Origin of the sequence: Bacillus sp. BML-BC051, assembly GCF_019656175.1 — a bacterium.
GTDB classification, from domain to species: domain Bacteria; phylum Bacillota; class Bacilli; order Bacillales; family Bacillaceae_G; genus Bacillus_A; species Bacillus_A mobilis.
Window position 1 is genome coordinate 123,409 of sequence record NZ_BPLI01000015.1, and the last position, 20,140, is coordinate 143,548.

A 20,140-nucleotide genomic window follows, 5' to 3' on the forward strand; every position below is an offset into this window, starting at 1 on the left:
TGAAGTGTTATTAGTTTCTCTTTTAAAAACGTTGGTAAGTCAAGTGTATCTCCCTATTACCTACACCATCACTTGATTAGTCAATTGATGGTGTAAAAAAAATTACTCATGTGGTAATTCTTTTTTTTCACTATGCTTATGAACTTTCGTCATTAGCTCGTATAATATTTTCTGCTCTTCTTCATTTAATACATCATCAAAAAACGATGATTGAAATGCAAGTTGCTCTGGCAATGCTCTCTCTAAAGCTGCTTCCCCTTGCTCTGTAAGGCTAATTGTTTTCGTTTTCCAATCTTGTTTTCGCACAATATATCCTTCTTTTTCAAGACGAGTTAACATTCGAGAAATACCGCCTTGTGTAACAGTTACCTTTTCAGCTAACTCCATTTGCGTTAGTGGTTGATACGTACGTATTTGCAAAAGCACATCGAATTGAGCTGTCGTTAAATCAAAACGTTTTAAAAACTCATTTGACATCTGATTACTTTGGTTCGTAAATCGTATTAAACGTAACCATATTAATGATCCTATCGTATTATCACGCATATTTGATCACTTCCTATCGTGAATCTTACTATCACTTTACTACGCAAGTGATAAAAAAGCAAGAGAAAAAGTGAAAAATATCTCATTAAATAACGATAAGAAAGAATTCATATTTAAATAAATTCTTTCTTATCGTTATTCTTAACTTTCCATTTCATTCATTGCTATATTTAAAGCTCCCACTGCTTTGGGCCAACCAACATAAAAAGCCATATGTGTTATTAATGCGATCATTTCATTTTCTCCAATTCCATTTTGTTTGGCCAGTCGCAAATGAAATGGTAATTGTTCTGTATGACCAAGACTGATTAATACCGACACTGTACATAAACTTCTTTCTCTTAATGTTAAAGTGTCATCCCGCCACACTTCCTCGAACAATATCTCTTCACTATAATGAGCAAATGCAGGTGCCATTTCTTTCATTCTCTCTTGAATACAATATTTAATTGATTCATTCATCATTTCACTCTCCCTTCACTTTTACCAATTGTGCCAATCCTTGACCAAATGACCAATTTTCAGTAGATGTCTCATTTAGCGTAATAAAAATATCTGCACTTTTTATACTAGAACATTCAGAAACCTTCGAGGATATCGACTGATACAGATCACTTTTCTGTTTTATCGTTCTTTCCGGTCCACATGTAATAGAAATATAAATCATATTCTCTGTTCTCTTTTCTCCTCTTTCTAATAAATAATATGGATTATATAAAAAGTGATTTTGTTGATAAGGTAAAAACAGTTGAAAATAATCATTTTCAGGGATGTTAAAATGTTCAATTAATGACAGATGAATACATTCACCTATCTTTTTCAACTCTTCTTTATTTAATATATTTTCATGATAATAAACGTTCACAAAAGGCATACATATTCATTCCTTTTTCCTAATTTAACTTCAACAAATTTTCATCGTGAAATGTGCAAAATCTCATATACTGTAACACCTTTATTTGTTACCATTTCAGGCTTTTCTTCATAAAAATTAAACTGACTATACCTCCATTTATCTGGATTATAAATGATTACATTTCCTAAACACTTTTCTATATTTTGTACATATTCATTCATAGTTTTTAATTGAGTCTCCCTCAGTGAATTACTTTGAGAAATACTCCCTACATATTCAACCACATACTTACATTTCTTAAAATCATCCTTTAGATTAACAACTAATGGAGCACCTATATTTATTTGTTGCCACCCAAAAGATTGTAAAATATTATCGTAATACCCTTCAAAGATAAATTTGTTCATTCCTTCATGGCCATTCCAAATATATAAAGGTGCATAACAGTTATAGAAATTCCCATGCTTACCTGCCTCAGTCATTAAATATGCTTTGAAATTCAATTCTTGAAAACCATCCGTTTTATACCCATTATCCTTTACCCTTTTCTTAATAATCTCCATATCATAATCTTTTGGCAAAATGACCTTATATTGCATTCCAATCATGTTTATCACTCACTTTCCATCTTATATACACAATGATAAACCGGTGATTGACTAACGTAAAATAGGTATAAATTATGTTTGATATCATTTATAATGATATCGTATAAGGGGCTGTGATAAATGGAAATAAATGATCTTATTATATTCAAAACTGTAGCTAGCGAAGGTTCTATTAGTAAAGCTGCGAAAGAGTTAGGGTATGTTCAACCAAACGTAACTGAGCGAATCAAAAAATTAGAACAAGAGTTAGAAACACCTTTACTACATAGAGATAACAAAGGCGTTTCCTTGTTACCTTCTGGTGACATTTTATTAGACTACACGAATCAAATATTAACTCTAGTAGAAGAAGCAAAAGATAAAATTAAAACGAATGGTTCTTCTTATATAATTGCGACGTCACAATCTATTTTGACTAATTATGTAAGTAAGCGTATTAAAGAAAATTTCAGGAATTATCAAATATATGTAGAAAATAGTAGTCATTTACAAAAATTACTGCAACAACAAAAGGTTGATATGGTCATCACTTATGAGGATGATCCCGACGCAGCTTTTAAAAAAGTATTTACTACTTCAATGTCTGTAGGCTTATTAAAAGCGAAAGAAACACGAACCATTGACTATTCAAAGGAACTCTTCTTCGTTAGTAATGACAAAAAGTGCCCTTTTAGAAATAAGACGATACAATTTCTAAAAGAAAATCATTTATCTCAAGGTCAACTTCAACAATTAGATTCTTATTCGCTTATGGAAGAGTTTATTCAGGATGGAAAAGGAATAGCCTTTTTGCCGATTAGAAATGATACATTGGTACCAATTGAAAATGTTCCAATTGAGAAATTAGCTGTTCATTTTTTTACAAATCAAAACTCTTTAAAACAAATCCCTGATGAACTATTTGATTAATATAATAGCTATAAACTAATTACATACACTAATAAAAATCCCTCCTTTACGAATTTAAAAGAGGGATTTTTATATTCTATACAATTGATTTTTCACACATTTTGCTCCACTTTTGCACTTTTCTCCTTCTTACTCTGTTTCACATTCTTCAGTCTCTTAATCGTGCCAACTAATCCTTTCGGAAAAACTAACAAGACGATAATGTACAATAAACCAAGAATAATTGTCCATCTTTCAAAAATCGGATACGCTGTGGCTAGTTCTGATAAATAATATTTCAGTGATTCAATAATTCCAGCTCCAGCAATTGCTCCAATTAACGTTCCAACGCCTCCAATCATTGTCATCAATAATGCATTTAATGTCATTTCAATTGAAAATACAGTCGTATTAACAAAGCGTAGTGTGATAACAAATAAACCACCGCTAATTGTAGCAACTACTCCTGCAACAATACTAGCAATAATTTTATAATGAAGAACTTTATATCCTAGTGCCTCAACACGTTGCTCATTTTGTGAAATTGCTTTTAATACTTTTCCAATTGAAGATTTTGTGAAAAGACGTAACAGAATAAAAATGACAATTAAACATATAAGTGTTACATAATAAAAGGTAAAACGATCACGGAATAAGTCTGGTACACCAAATGTAAAACCGTCTCCTCCATGAGTGAGTCCACGCCATTTTTCAGCAAGTACGAAAAACAACTGTGAAATAGCAAGTGTTAACATTGCATAAAAATGACTTTTCAGACGCAATGAAAGCAAGCCGATTATATAACTAACAATTGCTGAAATGATAATTGCAGCTACTAGCCCTATAAAAAAGTTCGTTATAGATACTCCTTGCCGATCAAATAAAAGCGCTACGCCATATGCCCCTATTCCAAAGAACATACAATGGCCGAACGATACAATTCCGGTATATCCAAGTAATACATCAAAACTCATTGCAAAAATAGCAAAGATGAAGATTTGAGTGAACAAAATTAACAAGCTCCGTGAATCATTTACGAATGGAAATACACTTAAACAAATGAGCATACATACTCCGAAGTATACTTTAATTCGATTTGAAGTGCTGTTCACCATGTCACCCCTTTTCACCAACAAGTCCGTTTGGCTTCACTATTAAGAAAAATAGTAACATTAACATATTAATTGCAAGCGATAAATCCGGTATAAAATATGCTGTAAAAGCACCAGCTAATCCGACAATTAAAGAAGCGATTGCTGAACCTTGTACGCTTCCTAACCCTCCTATGATTACTACTATGAAAGCTAAAATCGCATACTGCATACCCATCTCTGCAAAAATAACGCCTGAATACGGTGCTAATAAGAAGCCTCCCAACGCTGCCATCCCTGCTCCTAATAAAAAGACGAAAGAAAATATCGCTTTTACGTTAATACCGAGTGCTTGAACCATCTCTTTATCCATTACACCTGCGCGAATCATAAGACCTATTTTTGTTTTTTTGAGCAATAATAGTAAGGCAATGTAAATGATGATCCCAATTAAAATAACGAATAGACGATATTTAATTAATATAACACCTTCAAATGTATAACTACCTTGTAACCATAACGGTAATTTAGCACCAATTGGATTCGGTCCCCAAAATACTTTAATACATTCACTAAGTACAAGCATTCCTCCAAGCGTCACAAGAAGCTGGCGAACATGATTTCCATATACCGGTCTAATAAGGAATCTTTCTAAAATGAATCCAAGAAACATACCCATTGCAATTGCTCCAACTAACGCTAATACATAACTACCTGTCGTATTAAATAACCAAACACCTGTAAACGCTCCCCACGCAAATAAACCACCATGTGCGAAGTTTAAAACGCTCATTAAACCGAAAATCAGTGAAAGACCTGATGCTAATAAAAAAATAAGCATCCCTGTTGAAATCCCATTTACAAATAAATTGATTAACACATCCATCCTTCTCACCTCGGATTCATGTTAAGAGATTCCTAAATATTTGTGACACATTTCCTTATCCTCTTTTAATTCATGCATAAAACCGTTATGAACAATTCTTCCGTTATCCATAATATAAAAGTAATCACCAATTTGACTAGCCATCATAAAGTTTTGTTCAACGAGTAAAACTGTTGTTTTCTCCTTCATTTTTAAAATAGCTATCATTAATTTCTCTATCATAATAGGGGACAAACCTTTACTCGGCTCATCAATAAGTAATAAACCATCACTATTAATAAATGCTCTTGAAATTGCTAGCATTTGTTTTTGTCCGCCGCTTAAGAGTCCACTTTTTTTGTGCCAAAACTGCTTTAAATCTGGAAATAGTTCAACCATCCACTCAATTTTCTCTTCCGCTTCTTCTCCCTTCCCCCTAGCAAGAGCGAATGTTTCTTCTACTGTCAGGTCGTGAAAAATACCTTGATTTTCTGGTACATAACCTATTCCTTTTCTTGAAATTAAATGTGTAGATAATCCATTTACTTGTGTACGATCATAATAAATTTCACCATGTGCGATATGGTGAAATCCCATAACGGAACGTAATGTCGTCGTCTTCCCTGCCCCATTTCTTCCAAACAGTACAGTAATCGTTCCTTTCTCAACAGCAAGAGATACCCCTTGTAAAATATGAAACTGATCTAAATACGTCTCTATATTATTCACTTGTAATAGTGCCACTATATAATCCCCCTAAATAAGCACTTTGTACACGCTCATCTTTCATAATCTCTTCGGGCAAACCTTCAGCTAATAGCTCTCCATGGAATAAAACGATAAGATGGTCTGACAAACCTAGTACCATATCCATTTTGTGTTCAATCAGTACAATCGTACTCTCTGGATGTTTTTTAATATTCTCAATCACTTGTAAAATAGCCGGTACCTCCTCAACTGATATACCTGCCGTCGGCTCATCAAGTAGTAACACATCTGTTTTTAAAGCTAATAACATTGCAAGCTCTAACTTTCGTTTTTCTCCATGTGCTAAATCTTTCGCTAATACATGTTCTTTCTCCTGAAGTAATACAGTTTTTAAGAACCGTCTCGCCTCTCCAATTTGTTGCTTAAACTTTGCCGAACTCGGAAAAAAACTATAGTAATCTTGCACGAATGATTGAACACTTAATCGAACATTTTCAAGTACCGTTAACTCCGGGAATATATTTGTAAGTTGAAAAGAACGACCAATTCCTAATCGAGTTCGATCCGAAATTGATAATTTTGTAATCTCTCGTCCTTTAAAATATACTTCACCCTTCGTTGGAGAAATTTGTCCACTAAGTAAATTAAATAACGTTGTCTTTCCTGCACCGTTTGGTCCAATAATAGAAATGAGCTTTCCTTTTTGTACTGTTAAATCCACGTCCTTAATAACATGATGCTCGCCAAAAGATACGCTAAGATTTTTCGTTTCTAACAAATGTGTCACGAAATCCCTCCCTTTAAAGCTATAAGTATGAAAGAAATACGTATAAAGAGGGTACACTCCCTCTTTATACAAAACAACAGAAAATTCAGTCTATTTATTTTGAACTGGTGGTTCTGTCTCTTTCATCGTTAATTCTCGCTCTAATACTGGCACTGGATAATCAACACCATCCTGCTTTTTCAATGTGATAGAATACAGTGTCTGCATCGCTTGGTGATCCTTTTCTCTAAACTTCATCTTTCCTTTCGGTGTATCAAATTCCATTCCTTCCATTTTCTTAATTAATGTATCTACATCTGTATCACCTTTTGTTTTCTTTAAAGCTTCTACAATTGAAATTGCCGCTGACATTCCACCTGCTGTAAATAAATCTGGCACCGCACCATTAAATCGTTTTTTATGTTCTTCCACTAACCAATCATTCACTTTATTTTTCGGGAGTGTATGATAATAAACAGAAAAACCTTGCATTCCTACTAGCGCATCCATCGTTTTTAATGCCGGTATATCTGGTGCACCGGTAGAAATTTTAATACCTTGCGCTTCCACATTCATATCTTTCAACTGTTTCCAAGGTGAATTCGCCCCCGCCCAAACGATAAATAAATAATCTGGTTTTGAGCTAATGATATTTTGAATATTAGCAGTGAAGTCAGTCGAATTTGTATCAGCATATTGCTCGTTTACAATATTTGCACCTAACTTCTTTGCTCCAGCTTTAAATGCCGCAATTCCTTCACGGCCGTAAGCATTATCTTGTGCTAACGTTGCTATTTTTACATCTTTTTTAGCAATTGCTGCTGCACCAGCGACTGCATCTTGAGATGAATTTCTACCTGTTCTAAAAATGTATTTATTCCAGTTCTTCCCGGTAATACTATCAGCTACCGCCGGTTCTACAACCATTATTTTTTCATATTCTTCTGCTAATGGTAAAACCGCTAATGTATCACTTGAACTAGACGATCCAACTAAAAAATCAACTTTCTCTTCTTCTAATAATTTCGTAGCTTTTTTAACTGCTACATCAGCTTTTGTTTCCGTATCTTCTACAACAAACTTAATCTTCTTCCCTTCCACTTTCCCAGTTCCACCCGTTGCATAGTCTAACCCTAATTCAAATCCGTTCACTGTTTGTTTTCCATACGATTCTAATGGACCTGTTAATGATGCAAGAACCCCTACCTTAATCGTCTTTTCATCCTCTGTACTTGTTTTCTTTCCTGAACAAGCTGCCGTTATTAATAACGAACCTAACACACAACCAGTAGCCATCATTCTTAGCCATTTACGTTTTTTCATCGACATTGTGATCCTCCCCATACTTTACTTTCTGATAGAATCAAACACGCCAAAGTTACCCATCCGTAATTATGACTTTTTCTTTGAATCATATAAACGAGATTGTTAGTATACATGTATCTTCTCCGATTTCCATGAAACACCTTTACAATTTAATACAAATATTTTATTCCTACCTATACCGTATTCCTAAACTATTAAACTTCTATCCTTTCTAACAAGCATTTTGAGCCTCTAATACTAATTAGCTTTCTTAAAAAATTGAATTCTTTGGAGTAAACCATCTGTAATAATGATATTCCCTTGGCTATCCACATCTATTCCTTGTGGTGAGAAAAACTGCCCTGATATACCACTAAAACTTCCAAAAGACTCTAAAAAATCCCCATTTTCATTATAAATATTCACGCGATTATTAGAAGTATCTGTGACATACACCGTATTATTTATATCGATTTCAATTCCTATTGGCAAAAAAAGATCCCCGGGACCCTCTCTCCAATTTTCTAGTGGATCTAAGTTTCCAGTTCCATGATTTGTACCCCATTTTGTAAGAAAATTACCCTCATTATCAAATTTTTGAACCCTATTATTAATCCGATCCACAACATAAATATTATCTTTTGAATCAACCGCTAATTGCATAGGTTGAAAAAACTCTGCCTCTCCACTTCCTTTTCTCCCCCATTCTTTCATATATACAAAGAATGGACTAAATTTTTGAATACGATGATTTTCTGAATCAGCTATAAATATGTTTCCTTTACTATCAATAGCTATTCCAGATGGAAATTGAAAAAAACCTGGTAATACTCCAAATGAACCATATGAAGCAAGTGCTATCCCTGAATTAGTGAATTTTTGAATACGATGATTTACAGAATCAGATACATACACGTTATTGTAACGATCCGTTGCAATTTGTCTTGGAACATAAAACTGTCCTGGAAGACTTCCGTATCCTAGTGGTCCACCAGCACCAAATAAACTTCCCCACTTCCCAACAACCTTCCCAGATGTATCATATTTCAAAATTCGATGATTAAAGGAATCAGATACAAAAACATTTCCATTCTTGTCTCTTTCGACATCATAAGGTCCTGCATATTGTGTATTTCCATTCCTATCATTACCTATAGTTTTCTTCATTACCGCTGTTAGGCCTACTTCATTATATAAAAGTACACGATTATTTCCCGTATCCGTTATATAGATATTCCCTTTACCATCCGGAAGAACTTGATTTGGATAAACGAACTGAAAAAAGTTACCTACTGTATATAAAAATTGATCTTTATTTGTAAATTTCATTATCCGATTGTTATAAGTATCTGCTACATATAGCGATCCAGATGTTGAGTCAAAATTTATTCCTCTTGGATGATAGAATTGATATGGGCCTAAACCTGCAATTCCTGCTCCGATTACTCGCTTAAACTCCCCTTTTTTATCAAACACTTGAATACGATTGTTATAAGTGTCTGCAATATAGACCTCGTCTTGTTTATTTATCGCAATACCTTGTGGTAAAGCCATTTCTCCATTCGCCTTTCCATAACTCCCTATTGTTTGAATATACTGCCCATTCGGGCTATATTTTTGAATCCGATGATTGTATTCATCCGTAATATAGTAATTGTTATCGCTATCTACTGCAATCTCCCTAGGAAACGAGAACTGCCCACTTCCTTTACCTTTTGTGCCCCAACTTTTAATAAATTGAAACTCCTCATTAAATTTTTGAATACGATAATTCGCTGTATCCGCAACTAAAATATTACCTTCTTTATCAACAGCAATACCAAATGGCATATTAAACTGTCCCGGACCTTCACCTAAAGTTCCTATAGCATCAACAACTTCTCCATTCTTATCTATTTTCAAAACCCTATTATTCCCCATATCAACAACATACAGAAATCCTTTTGCATCCCTTGCCATCGCCACCGGTGTCCTTAATAACTTAGAAGGATCTAGCTCACTCCCCCATGATTTCACATATTTTACAGCAGAGGCATTTCCTACAGAAGCAAACATCCATAGACTCACAATAACAATGAAAAAACAACATATAATTTTTTTAATAAAATCCATCTTTACTACCATCTAATCACAGTCGCTGCCCACGTATACCCAGTCCCGGCACTTACTACTACTGCAATATCTCCAGGCTGTAATTTTCCCTGTTCATTTGCAAAGTGAAGGCCAATGCAAGGATCAAGCGCTGACATATGTCCATAATGATCTAAATATACAACTTGTTCTTCTGCTAGCCCTAGCCCCTGTATCAATTCTATTAACATAGAACGTTTTGTATGCAGTGGTAACAATACTTTAATATCTTTAGGAGTAAATCCACTTTTTCTTAGCGCCTCCCTAATAACCTTATCAAAATTAGAGATTGAAACCCGGTCTAGACGTTCTTTCATACTATTAGGATCTATTACATCAATATAATGTTGTCGATTCTCAACTGTATCATAGCTCGCAACCTGCTTTGATCCACCTGCTGGAATACGTACATCTTCATGAAATGAACCATCTGTTATAATCGCACTGCCTAATATTTCACCGTTTCGAGCATCTTTTTTTACTAAAGCTGCGCTTCCGCCATCAGCGAAATTAAACATAAAACGTGAGCGTGGATTATCATAATCTACAATTTGAGATTCTTTACATCCACCTACTAATAATATATTTTCAATTGAGTTATCGGAGTAAAGCATATCTTTTGCGACTTTGAGAGCAATAGGAAAGCAAGAACTAACATTCATAATTTCAAAAGCATAAGCATTTTTCAATCCAAGTTCATGCTGAATTTTTGGGGCACTTGACCATACGTGGTAATCTTTATGTGGACTGCCAAAATAAATGACTACATCAATAGATTGAGGATCTACTTGTAATAATATTGGCTTTGCAGCAGCAATAGCTAAATCTGATGCATGCATTGTGTCATCTGCGACATGTTTTTCATATAAACCAAACTTTTCTATAATAATTTTCTCAGGGATACCTGTTTTCTTAGATAGATCTGCAGCCGTCTCTACGTCTTTTGGGAAGAAAACACCAGTCGTTTCAACCCCAATATTCATTAGACTACTCCTCCTTCTTTTGGCACCATCATAGTCGCTACACCTGTCAATACTAAATCTCCTTTTTGATTATGGCATTCAGTTAACAATTTCAAAACTCTCTTTTCTATCATAAATTCTTGCACTGTAGCCGTAGCTGTAATTGTATCTCCTATAAAAACTGGTGCTGTAAATTTAATAGTTTGTTCCATATAAACGGATCCTTTTCCAGGTAAATGAATCCCAAGCAATTGTGATAATAGACTGGAAGTTAGTAAACCATGTGCTATTCTTTGATTAAATCTAGTTTGTTTCGCATACTCATGATCAATATGAATTGGATTAAAATCCCCACTCAAACCTGCAAATAATACAAAATCTGTTTCTGTTATCGTTTTACTACATGATGCCTGTTGACCAGTGCTATACATCGTCATCTCTTCACCTGCTTTTCAATTGATTTGCTAACTGTACTTTTTGAATTTTACCAGTTGCATTTTTAGGCAATTCCTCTAGAAATACAATTTCTTTTGGAACTTTATATTTTGCTAGAAATAAACAACAATGTTCAATGACTTCCTTTTCAGTTAATTCACTGCTACTCTTTTTCACAATAAAGGCGATTGGAATCTCTCCCCACTTTACATGTTGCCTACCAACGACTGCTACCTCATATACCTCCGAAATCTTATTAATGACCTGCTCTACTTCAAGCGGATAAATATTTTCACCACCGGAGATTATCATTTCTTTTTTTCTACCGACAATGTATACAAAACCATCTTCATCAACTTTAGCTAAATCTCCCGTATATAACCATCCATCTTGAATTGTTTCTTTTGTTGCATCTGGTCGATTCCAATACTCTTTCATTACATTCGGCCCTCTTATAAGTAACTCCCCAACTTCACCGATTCCAACCTTATTTTTGTTTTCATCAATAAGTACATAATCACAAAACAGAACAGGTTTTCCAATTGAACCTATTTTACGTCTTGCATCTTCTTCTGAAAGCATAAATACGGTTGGTGATGTTTCAGTCATACCAAAGCCTTGACCAAATAAAAATCCTCTATCTATAAATTCTCTCATCAACTCTTCTGGACATGGAGCACCACCGTTATAAAACCAGCGAACTGATTGTAAATTTGCAGTTTCAAACTTTGGGGAATTAATTAATGCTTGATGAATTGTAGGTACTCCCATCACTACAGTAACTTTATGTTTTTCTATCATGGAAAGAGCTGTGGTTGGTTCGAATTTTCTTGGAATAATGATTACGCCACCTGCAAATAAAGTTGGAAATGCGAATAAACCAATTCCACCAATATGAAATAAAGGTAATAATACAATAGAGCTGTCGTGCATAGTTAAGTCAATCGCAAATGTATTGTTAAGCGCATTCCAAAACATATTTTCTTGTGTAAGTACGGCCCCTTTCGGTTTTCCTGTTGTACCTGATGTATAACATATAATAAAGGATGCGCTTTCATTTATCTCTTCAAAGTTAACAATTTTTCTATCTTCGATTTCTTTTAAACTTTTAATTGAAATAACTCTTTGTACGTACGATACCTTATGCATTGACAGTGCCATATTTTGAAATGTTTCCTCTACAAATAAAACTGTAGTTCCACTATCTTTTAACTGGAATATAAGTTCATTTTCTGTTAATCGTATATTCAATGGAACAGCAATACATTCTACTTTTGCTATAGCAAACAAAAGTACAATATATTCCAAGCTATTTTGTGATAAAATGGCTATCCTTTCTCCTTTTTGCACATTCAAGTCGTAAATTAAATAAGCTGCTACTTTACTTACATACTCATGTAACTGTTTATATGTCATTTCCTCCTCTTCTGTAATAATGGCAATGCGATCTGGATGTAAATAGGACCGTTTTTCAATCCAATAAGCAATGCCTTGCATATTTCCCCCACTCCCTTATCTCTTTCTCAATCCCTCAAATATTAATGACATCGCTGCTTCAAATACATCTTCTGGAACATCTTTCTCTTCCCAATAACCCCATCGCATTCCTAGAAATTGCCCAATTGACATAAGACAATACGCAATTGTTTCTTTATCAAGTTGTTTAAACTCTCCCGCTTCCATACCAGCCGATAAACTTTTTAAAAATCCATTTGCGAGCTTTGCATAGTACCACCTATATAAGTTATCATCAACAACTACTGCCTGTTGTACAATGTTATATAGATTAGGTCGATCTTTTACCCACCGAAAAAAAGCCTGAAAACCTCTTCTTTGTGCCTCTTCATAACTTGATATTCCCTTCATTTCTTCTTTAATAATTAAGCGTAACTCACGATTCAATCTGCGAATTAATTCATCAAATATATCTTTTTTAGATGGAAAGTAATTATAGAAAGTTCCGTGCGCTACCTTTGCTTCTTGTGTAATATTCACGATAGAAGCCTCGTAATATCCTTTACTACCAAACACCTCTTCTGCAGCACACAATAATTTCTCTCTCGTTTCTAATCCTTTTGTTGTTAGGTTTTTTACATCCATTATTATTTTTTCTGACACCTGAATCACCTCTTAGATTTGATTATAAATACATTTCTGAATTTTACAATTATTTTCATTAGACAAAATCCGCAAGCGTTTTTCTACATATAAAAAAGGACTAACTTAATTTGAAGTTAGTCCTTTAATCTTAATTAGAATTAAGTTCTACTTTCTCTAATCCTTCAGCCAATTGTTTCTTATCTAGCCCTTCTCCTATTACTACCAAGTTCGTCGGAAAACCGAAGTCTTGTTCCAGTAAAGTCGGTACCCCGAACGAATATTGGAATAGGTGCGGATATTTATCACCATGAAATTTCACAAAACCTTTTACACGATAAATACTATCTGGTAAATTCGAAAGCCATTCGTATAATTTATCTTGATCAATCAATTTCGTAAATTGATACGTCATCGTTTGTATATGTAAATGCTGTTTGACGTGTAGTGTCTCATGTTCCGCGTCATTTACAAATTCAGCTTCTTCTATATCTTCTAAAGATATATTACAATATTTTGTTTCAAACAATTTCGCATGATTATTTATTGCTTTCACTTCTTCAATTACTTTGTTCTTATCCGCATCTGTTAGTAAATCTGATTTATTAATTAAAATGTGGCTACCAAACTTCAGTTGCTCATGCAATAATTGCTGAACGTTTGCACTTAATACTCTTCGATTTAACCACCTTACTGCATCTAAAACAACTACAATTGATTTCACTTCTAAGAAAGGTGCTAAAATTGGTGATACACACGCATCTAACACTTCAATTGGATGTGCAACACCTGTCGTTTCTATATAAATGACATCTGGTCTTTCTTGCTGATATAACGAATGTAATTGTATTTCAAGCTCTTCTTTTAGCGTACAACAAATACATCCTTTCAGAAGCTCTCTTAAAACATTCTCTTTTCCAATAATATCTGTATCTACTGAGTATTCACCAATTTCATTCATTAATACTGCAACTTTTCTATTCTTCTTTTTCTCCGCTAACAATAAATTTTGTAATAATGTTGATTTTCCACTACCTAAAAAGCCACCTAATATATGAATTTCTACTTTATTCATTTGATCGACCATCCATTTCTTTATTTCAAACGTATTCAAAGCGTAATAATTACGATTTATATTAATCATTTTATTAAAAGAATAGTGATTTGTAAATATATCTTCACTGTTCGTTTACTTCATAAGCAACTCGAATTCCAGACTCTATTGCTCCTTGCATCCATCCATGTGTTAATGTCGTATGCTCTCCTGCAAAGTGTACTTTGCCAGCTGGCGGCGTAATATACGGAAATAACTCTAACTCTTGACCTGGTTCGAAAGCCGTAAATGCGCCGCAAGAATACGGATTTTGGCTCCAGCTAAAAGATGTTCCAGTAACAAACTCACTATAGACGATGTCCCCGTATATTTCCGCTAAATTTTTTAATGCGTAACGAATACGATCTCTTTGCGTGAGACTATCCCACGTTAACGCCTCATCTGCCCACGTATAACTCGCTAAAACGATAGCTGCCCCTTGTTTATGAATACCATAACTCGGATAATATGTAAATCGTATAGGTAAATCTGTAATAGATTTACCGCCACACTGTCTCGCTTTCTCCCAAAATTTACTTTTAAACTCTATCGCAATTTTAGTTGCAGCAATATAATTTAATTCACGAATTGCTCGTCTTTTAAAATAAGAGAATAAATGATATGGCTGAACTTCTACAAATCGTAACGCTGAAAATGGAATTGTGATAATAGCAATGTCGCCTGTTACCATAAATGAATGTAACGTTTGTTCATTTGTTACTTGCATCATCACTTTATTATCTTCCTGTATAATTTTTTCTACTTTATACGACATAAAAATATTTTCTTTTAACTCGGGTAAAAATGAATTTGGTAATGTATCCATTCCGCCCGTTATTTCATAATATTTTGTCGTTGAAGTAAAAAAGATCATTTCACGTAATACTTCAATTAAAGACATTCCCATATATGCTTCCATATCTAGAAGTACCCCAATCATATCTATTGCTCCATCTGAATAATACTCACTTAAAAATGATCCGAGCGAATATGTTTTATACTTTGTTTCAACGATGATCCAGTTTTTATTAGAATCTTTTTTTATAAAATTAAGTATTGGTTCTAGCACTACTAACATTAACTCTTCTGCCGTTTTCCCTTTTTCATTCTCTAAAATTGGATATCCAAGTATACTTGGATTTTTTTCAAATACGCTCAATCTCGTTTTAATATTATTCGTATAAATAATATCTGAAGCGGTTTTATTTATAAAAAGATTTAATGGTAATTTAAATTTACGAATGTAAGCTAAAGTTAACTCGTGTGTTTCAGGAATTCGCATTGGCCCTGCATTAAAATATAAGCCTCTGCTAAACGGTTCACGGATCGTATATATTCTTCCGCCTATTCGGTTATTCGCTTCTAAAATTGTTATGCTATGCCCTGATTCTTTCAATAACGATGCTGCAACTAATCCTGAAATTCCTGCACCAGCAATAATAATTTGCTTTGGATTCTTCGTTTTTACGAGCCCCACATTAATAATATGGAGCATTCTTTCCATCGTTAATGGCTGCATCATGCCCTTTTCCCCTTCTATAAAGGATTTTATTGCATTATATTCGGTTCACTTACTTCCTATGTTTCGTGCAAGAAATTGCACGGATACATTTTCAAATACTTGAATATCTTTTATAAAATGTAATAAACTAGATATGAATCTATAGAAGTACGACGTATTATCTTACATAATAAAATCAATGAAATTGCGAGGAATTTTAAAATGAAAAAAGGGATTAACCGTGTAGTATTAGTAGGAACAGGAGCAGTTGGATGTAGTTATGCTTACTGCATGATTAACCAAGCTGTAGCTGAAGAATTTGTTTTAGTTGATGTAAACGAGGCAAAAGCTGAAGGAGAAGCAATGGATTTAAGTCATGCTGTTCCTTTTGCACCAGCTCCAACTAGAGTATGGAAAGGTAGCTACGAAGATTGTAAAGATGCTGATCTTGTAGTCATTACGGCTGGATTACCACAAAAACCAGGTGAAACGCGCCTAGATTTAGTTGAGAAAAACGCGAAAATCTTTAAACAAATCGTTCGTAGTATTATGGATAGCGGATTTGATGGTATCTTCTTAATCGCAACTAACCCTGTCGATATTTTAACTTACGTAACTTGGAAAGAATCTGGTTTACCAAAAGAACGCGTAATCGGTTCTGGTACAACTCTTGATTCTGCTCGTTTCCGCTATATGTTAGGTGAGTATTTCGATATTGGTCCACACAACATTCATGCTTATATTATCGGAGAACATGGTGATACGGAACTTCCTGTTTGGAGTCACGTATCAGTCGGTATTCAAAAACTACAAACGCTTCTTGATAAAGACAACACATACACGCAAGAAGATTTAGACAAAATCTTCATAAATGTTCGTGATGCAGCTTACCATATTATCGAGCGAAAAGGTGCAACTTACTATGGTATTGGTATGTCACTTCTACGTGTTACAAAGGCGATTTTAAACGACGAAAATAGCGTATTAACAGTATCAGCTTACTTAGAAGGCCAATACGGTCAAAAAGATGTTTATATCGGTGTACCTGCTGTTTTAAATCGCGGCGGTGTTCGTGAAATTTTAGAAGTAGAATTAAGTGAAGACGAAGAATTAAAATTCGATCACTCTGTTCAAGTGTTGAAAGAAACAATGGCACCTGTTCTTTAATCGTGTATGCAAAAAAGCAATCCAATTTATTTTGGATTGCTTTTTCATTGCTCGCTCATTGAAAACATCAGTTATTTTCTATTTTTTAATCGATTCCTCATTATTTACATTAAGTACATCTAATAAGAAGATGAAGATTGGTATACCAATAATTAGCCCCCATATTCCAAGGAAATGCTCTGAAAAGATGAGAATCATAAATGTATAAAAGATTGGTAAATTCGTTTTCGCAGACATGAACTTCGGGTTTAAAAAATAACTTTCCAGAGCATGGATTATTGTAATGAACACAAGTATGTATACAACGTACATAACTCCGCCTACGTTATAAGCAATAATACATAGCGGGAACAAGGAAATGATTACACCCGCAACAGGAATCAAACCGAGTAGAAAGACCATGACAGCCAATACAAGAAGCTGCGGAAACCCTAAAATCACAAGTGCAATTACAGTGAGTACACAATTGACAACTGCAATTAAAAACTGTGCTTCAATTACTTTACCGAACGATCTTGCAAACCTTTCGCCAAAATATGCAATCTCCTCATAAAAAACCTTCAGACTACTATCTTTAAATTTCGAAGTAAATGATATTATGCGTTCTTTTTCTAACAAGAAAAATAAACTTAAAATAAGAGAGAGTAGTATTTGCAAACTGACTTTTCCTATATTTGCAATCGATTGATATATAACATCTACACCTTGTTCTATATATTTTGATACTTCCATCCCATTAATTGTTGAGAGTGCATATTTAATGATTTCATTATCAGGTGGATTTTGAAAAAACAATCTAAACTGATGAATTAATTGGGAAATTTGTATCGTTAGCACAGGTAAATATTTATATAATGTTGTGCCGATAAAAGTAACTAATATGATATACAAACATGCGATAACAATTTTCCGATTCACTTTCAATTTCTTTGAAATAAAACGTTGAAACCGATCCATTAAAAACGTCAGTATAAACGTAATCAATATTAAATTAATCATACTTTTTAATCCGTATAATACAAGCGCTACTATTATTAAAACGAGAAACCGTTGAAACCCTCTACTTCGAAAGAAATTTTTCACTTCATTCATTTAGATTTAACCTCCCCCTTCAATGGATGGAAATTGAATATATTACATTTTATGAACTTCTATAGACAATCTTTCTTACTAATTGAGAAGAATCCTTTTTTTCTTTTATAATGTTAGATTCTTTTGTATTAGCCGACCAACATAATTTAGTGGCACTCTTTTTTTCGTTTATCCTTTTACAATTTTGGTGATTTTCTATTTTTAGACTGTTGTTCATACGCATATCCAATATTGAACAGATCCTTTTCACCGAATTGCTTCCCTACAAACACTGCACCTACTGGCTCTCCATTGTTATCATATCCTGCTGGTACCGCTAATTCTGGATAGCCAGCTACAGCTGATAGAAGAACTTCTTCGTTATTAATCATAACTAAGGCATCCAAACCTTTTTCTACTAAATACCTATCTAGCTCTTTTCTTGCATTTTCTTGACTCGTTTGCACTACTTTTTGAAACTCATCTTTCGTTATAGCAGATTTTTCAGATCCCTCAATTAATGTTTGTCCATATTTTATTCGTCTATTACTATCTTTTTTATTAAACGTTATAATCTCTTCTAGCGATTTTACTGGTACATTTTTTTGCTTTGAAAGATAGTCGTTAACATTATGTTTAAACTCATATTCTAATGTTTGCAAATTATCTACACCCCCAGCGTTTAACTGAATATCATCAGTCAAGATCGCACCTGCATCTTGAAGGTCTTTTCTAATCTTTTCTGCTACCTCTTTTCTATTTTCATCTTGTCGGTCTATTGAAAATAGAACGCCTACTTTTTTCCCTTTCAATCCGTCTATTGATAAGTCCTTCGTATAATCGATTCTTTCTTTATCTTTCATTTTTTCTGTCATAGCATCTTTTTCATCATAACTTACCATTACGTTAAATAACGTTGCTGCATCCTTTACCGTCCTTGCCATCGGTCCTGCTGTATCAAGTGTTTCAGCTAATGGAATAATACCTGATCTACTCACCATACCTAGTGATGGACGTAACCCAACTACTGATTGCTGCGTCGCTGGTGCTACAATCGATCCTGTCGTTTCTGTTCCGACTGCAAGCGGTGCAAAATCTGCTGCAACTACTGTAGCAGATCCTGAACTTGATCCTGAAGTATCGAATGTAATCGGATCGTACGGATTTAAATTTTGTCCTTTCTTCCCGCTATACCCGCTTGGCATTGTAAAAGATAAATAATTCGCCCACTCAGACATATTCGCTTTTCCTAAAACAAATGCCCCCTCTTCTTTCAACTGCTTCACAATTGTTGCGTCTTGATCTGCAATCCAATCCTTTAATACATAAGTTCCTGCACTAGTCGGCATCACTTTTTCCGTTTGCACATTATCTTTTACAACGACAGGAATACCATATAAATTCGACTTTTTGTTTCTACTTCGCTCTTGATCTAACTTTCTTGCTTCTTCCATCGCATTAGGATTTATCTCTGTAACAGAATTTAATGTTATTCCATTTTGATCATGTTCTTGTATTCTAAAGAGATAAATACTCGTTAATTCTTCATATGACAATTTTCCATCATCAATCATTTTTTGAAGCTCATCTACAGTCGCATTTACAACTTCTTTTTCTTTTATCTTTACATTTTCTATATTAATTCCTTTAAGCTGATTATGTATCGGTTGTAGCACTCTTTCTTTATCATATACAATACGCTCAGGTCCCTTTGGAAAATAATTTTTATACACGTAATATCCGCCGGCACATGCTAATAAGACAATGCCTCCAGCGATAGACAGCGTTACCTTTACCCACTTCTTCAAGTTGCTTCCTCCACTCTACAAGGTGCTTCCTTATACGAAAAAGAGAGTTACCTTTTACTTAACTCTCTCCAATCGAAATGCTAAATGAAAAAATGAAAGATTTCAATCTAATTACTTCTTTTTTTGCATTTGCTTTGCTAACATTTCTTTCACTTGATTATACGTTAACCCTGAATTTTTATTTAAACGCTTTACTTCCTCAACATCAGTACCTACCACTGTATATTTTTTCTCATCATTCAT

At 34.0% G+C, this 20,140-nt stretch carries 21 protein-coding genes; 2 read left to right on the forward strand and 19 right to left on the reverse strand.

The genetic code is table 11. The annotated features are described in order from the left end of the window. Nucleotides 1–102: 102 nt before the first annotated feature. The 4 genes from K5S59_RS06970 to K5S59_RS06985 all read right to left on the reverse strand — a co-directional run bounded on the left by K5S59_RS06970 (nucleotide 103) and on the right by K5S59_RS06985 (nucleotide 2,010). A complete protein-coding gene (locus K5S59_RS06970; RefSeq protein ID WP_001205521.1) occupies nucleotides 103–546 on the reverse strand; it encodes a MarR family winged helix-turn-helix transcriptional regulator in 444 nt (147 codons plus the stop codon). A 141-nt stretch (nucleotides 547–687) separates the two neighbouring features. Continuing rightward, the gene (locus K5S59_RS06975; RefSeq protein ID WP_002071373.1) at nucleotides 688–1,011 is read right to left on the reverse strand and encodes a carboxymuconolactone decarboxylase family protein; all 324 of its coding nucleotides are present in this window, start codon (nucleotides 1,009–1,011) and stop codon (nucleotides 688–690) included. Nucleotide 1,012: 1 nt separating this feature from the next. Then, nucleotides 1,013–1,420: a tautomerase family protein gene (locus K5S59_RS06980; protein ID WP_120449851.1), complete on the reverse strand. Its 408-nt coding sequence runs from the start codon at nucleotides 1,418–1,420 to the stop codon at nucleotides 1,013–1,015. 41 nt (nucleotides 1,421–1,461) lie between these two features. Further along, nucleotides 1,462–2,010: a DUF4865 family protein gene (locus tag K5S59_RS06985; RefSeq protein WP_000579910.1), complete on the reverse strand. Its 549-nt coding sequence runs from the start codon at nucleotides 2,008–2,010 to the stop codon at nucleotides 1,462–1,464. A 120-nt stretch (nucleotides 2,011–2,130) separates the two neighbouring features. Here K5S59_RS06985 and K5S59_RS06990 point away from each other — a divergent pair, with 120 nt between their 5' ends. Then, nucleotides 2,131–2,919 (forward strand): LysR family transcriptional regulator, encoded by a 789-nt coding sequence (locus K5S59_RS06990; RefSeq protein ID WP_000405010.1) that lies wholly within the window; start codon nucleotides 2,131–2,133, stop codon nucleotides 2,917–2,919. A 92-nt stretch (nucleotides 2,920–3,011) separates the two neighbouring features. On the opposite strand, the gene K5S59_RS06995 is transcribed toward K5S59_RS06990, so the two are convergent. From K5S59_RS06995 to K5S59_RS07050, 12 genes are all read right to left on the reverse strand, one after another. Then, nucleotides 3,012–3,965 (reverse strand): branched-chain amino acid ABC transporter permease, encoded by a 954-nt coding sequence (locus K5S59_RS06995; protein WP_002071368.1) that lies wholly within the window; start codon nucleotides 3,963–3,965, stop codon nucleotides 3,012–3,014. A gap of 49 nt (nucleotides 3,966–4,014) precedes the next feature. Next, nucleotides 4,015–4,875: a branched-chain amino acid ABC transporter permease gene (locus K5S59_RS07000; RefSeq protein ID WP_000382803.1), complete on the reverse strand. Its 861-nt coding sequence runs from the start codon at nucleotides 4,873–4,875 to the stop codon at nucleotides 4,015–4,017. Nucleotides 4,876–4,896: 21 nt separating this feature from the next. After that, on the reverse strand, nucleotides 4,897–5,598 hold the full coding sequence (locus K5S59_RS07005; RefSeq protein ID WP_001196687.1) for a branched-chain amino acid ABC transporter ATP-binding protein: 702 nt from the start codon (nucleotides 5,596–5,598) through the stop codon (nucleotides 4,897–4,899). After that, the gene (locus K5S59_RS07010) at nucleotides 5,576–6,349 is read right to left on the reverse strand and encodes an ABC transporter ATP-binding protein (protein ID WP_000149312.1); all 774 of its coding nucleotides are present in this window, start codon (nucleotides 6,347–6,349) and stop codon (nucleotides 5,576–5,578) included. The genes K5S59_RS07005 and K5S59_RS07010 overlap by 23 nt, the downstream gene beginning before the upstream one ends. 90 nt (nucleotides 6,350–6,439) lie before the next feature. After that, nucleotides 6,440–7,657: a substrate-binding domain-containing protein gene (locus K5S59_RS07015; RefSeq protein ID WP_098237695.1), complete on the reverse strand. Its 1,218-nt coding sequence runs from the start codon at nucleotides 7,655–7,657 to the stop codon at nucleotides 6,440–6,442. Nucleotides 7,658–7,891: 234 nt separating this feature from the next. After that, nucleotides 7,892–9,688, reverse strand: a complete 1,797-nt coding sequence (locus K5S59_RS07020; RefSeq protein WP_033656318.1) for a 6-bladed beta-propeller — start codon at nucleotides 9,686–9,688, stop codon at nucleotides 7,892–7,894. Nucleotides 9,689–9,750: 62 nt separating this feature from the next. Next, nucleotides 9,751–10,746: a 3-oxoacyl-ACP synthase gene (locus K5S59_RS07025; protein ID WP_001020748.1), complete on the reverse strand. Its 996-nt coding sequence runs from the start codon at nucleotides 10,744–10,746 to the stop codon at nucleotides 9,751–9,753. Beyond that, nucleotides 10,746–11,162, reverse strand: coding sequence for a MaoC family dehydratase (locus K5S59_RS07030; protein ID WP_002071359.1), 417 nt, complete (start codon nucleotides 11,160–11,162; stop codon nucleotides 10,746–10,748). The genes K5S59_RS07025 and K5S59_RS07030 overlap by 1 nt, the downstream gene beginning before the upstream one ends. 4 nt (nucleotides 11,163–11,166) lie before the next feature. Further along, nucleotides 11,167–12,657, reverse strand: a complete 1,491-nt coding sequence (locus tag K5S59_RS07035) for an o-succinylbenzoate--CoA ligase (RefSeq protein ID WP_001161516.1) — start codon at nucleotides 12,655–12,657, stop codon at nucleotides 11,167–11,169. A 15-nt stretch (nucleotides 12,658–12,672) separates the two neighbouring features. Next, nucleotides 12,673–13,278, reverse strand: coding sequence for a TetR/AcrR family transcriptional regulator (locus K5S59_RS07040; RefSeq protein ID WP_001290799.1), 606 nt, complete (start codon nucleotides 13,276–13,278; stop codon nucleotides 12,673–12,675). A 130-nt stretch (nucleotides 13,279–13,408) separates the two neighbouring features. Next, entirely contained in the window at nucleotides 13,409–14,332 is a 924-nt protein-coding gene (locus K5S59_RS07045; protein ID WP_174718023.1) for a CobW family GTP-binding protein, read from the reverse strand. Between the two features lie 103 nt (nucleotides 14,333–14,435). After that, nucleotides 14,436–15,872 carry a flavin monoamine oxidase family protein gene (locus K5S59_RS07050; RefSeq protein ID WP_000983553.1) on the reverse strand — a complete coding sequence of 479 codons (1,437 nt, stop codon included), beginning with the start codon at nucleotides 15,870–15,872 and terminating at the stop codon, nucleotides 14,436–14,438. A gap of 201 nt (nucleotides 15,873–16,073) precedes the next feature. On the opposite strand from K5S59_RS07050, the gene K5S59_RS07055 reads away from it, so the two are divergent. Beyond that, on the forward strand, nucleotides 16,074–17,018 hold the full coding sequence (locus K5S59_RS07055; protein WP_000715319.1) for an L-lactate dehydrogenase: 945 nt from the start codon (nucleotides 16,074–16,076) through the stop codon (nucleotides 17,016–17,018). Between the two features lie 78 nt (nucleotides 17,019–17,096). Here the strand turns inward: K5S59_RS07055 and K5S59_RS07060 are convergent, their stop codons facing one another. The 3 genes from K5S59_RS07060 to K5S59_RS30105 form a co-directional block, all read right to left on the reverse strand. Next, nucleotides 17,097–18,110, reverse strand: coding sequence for an AI-2E family transporter (locus K5S59_RS07060; RefSeq protein WP_001006588.1), 1,014 nt, complete (start codon nucleotides 18,108–18,110; stop codon nucleotides 17,097–17,099). A 176-nt stretch (nucleotides 18,111–18,286) separates the two neighbouring features. Next, nucleotides 18,287–19,897 (reverse strand): amidase family protein, encoded by a 1,611-nt coding sequence (locus tag K5S59_RS07065; RefSeq protein ID WP_098237690.1) that lies wholly within the window; start codon nucleotides 19,895–19,897, stop codon nucleotides 18,287–18,289. 111 nt (nucleotides 19,898–20,008) lie between these two features. Continuing rightward, nucleotides 20,009–20,140 carry a hypothetical protein gene (locus tag K5S59_RS30105; protein ID WP_000997344.1) on the reverse strand — a complete coding sequence of 44 codons (132 nt, stop codon included), beginning with the start codon at nucleotides 20,138–20,140 and terminating at the stop codon, nucleotides 20,009–20,011.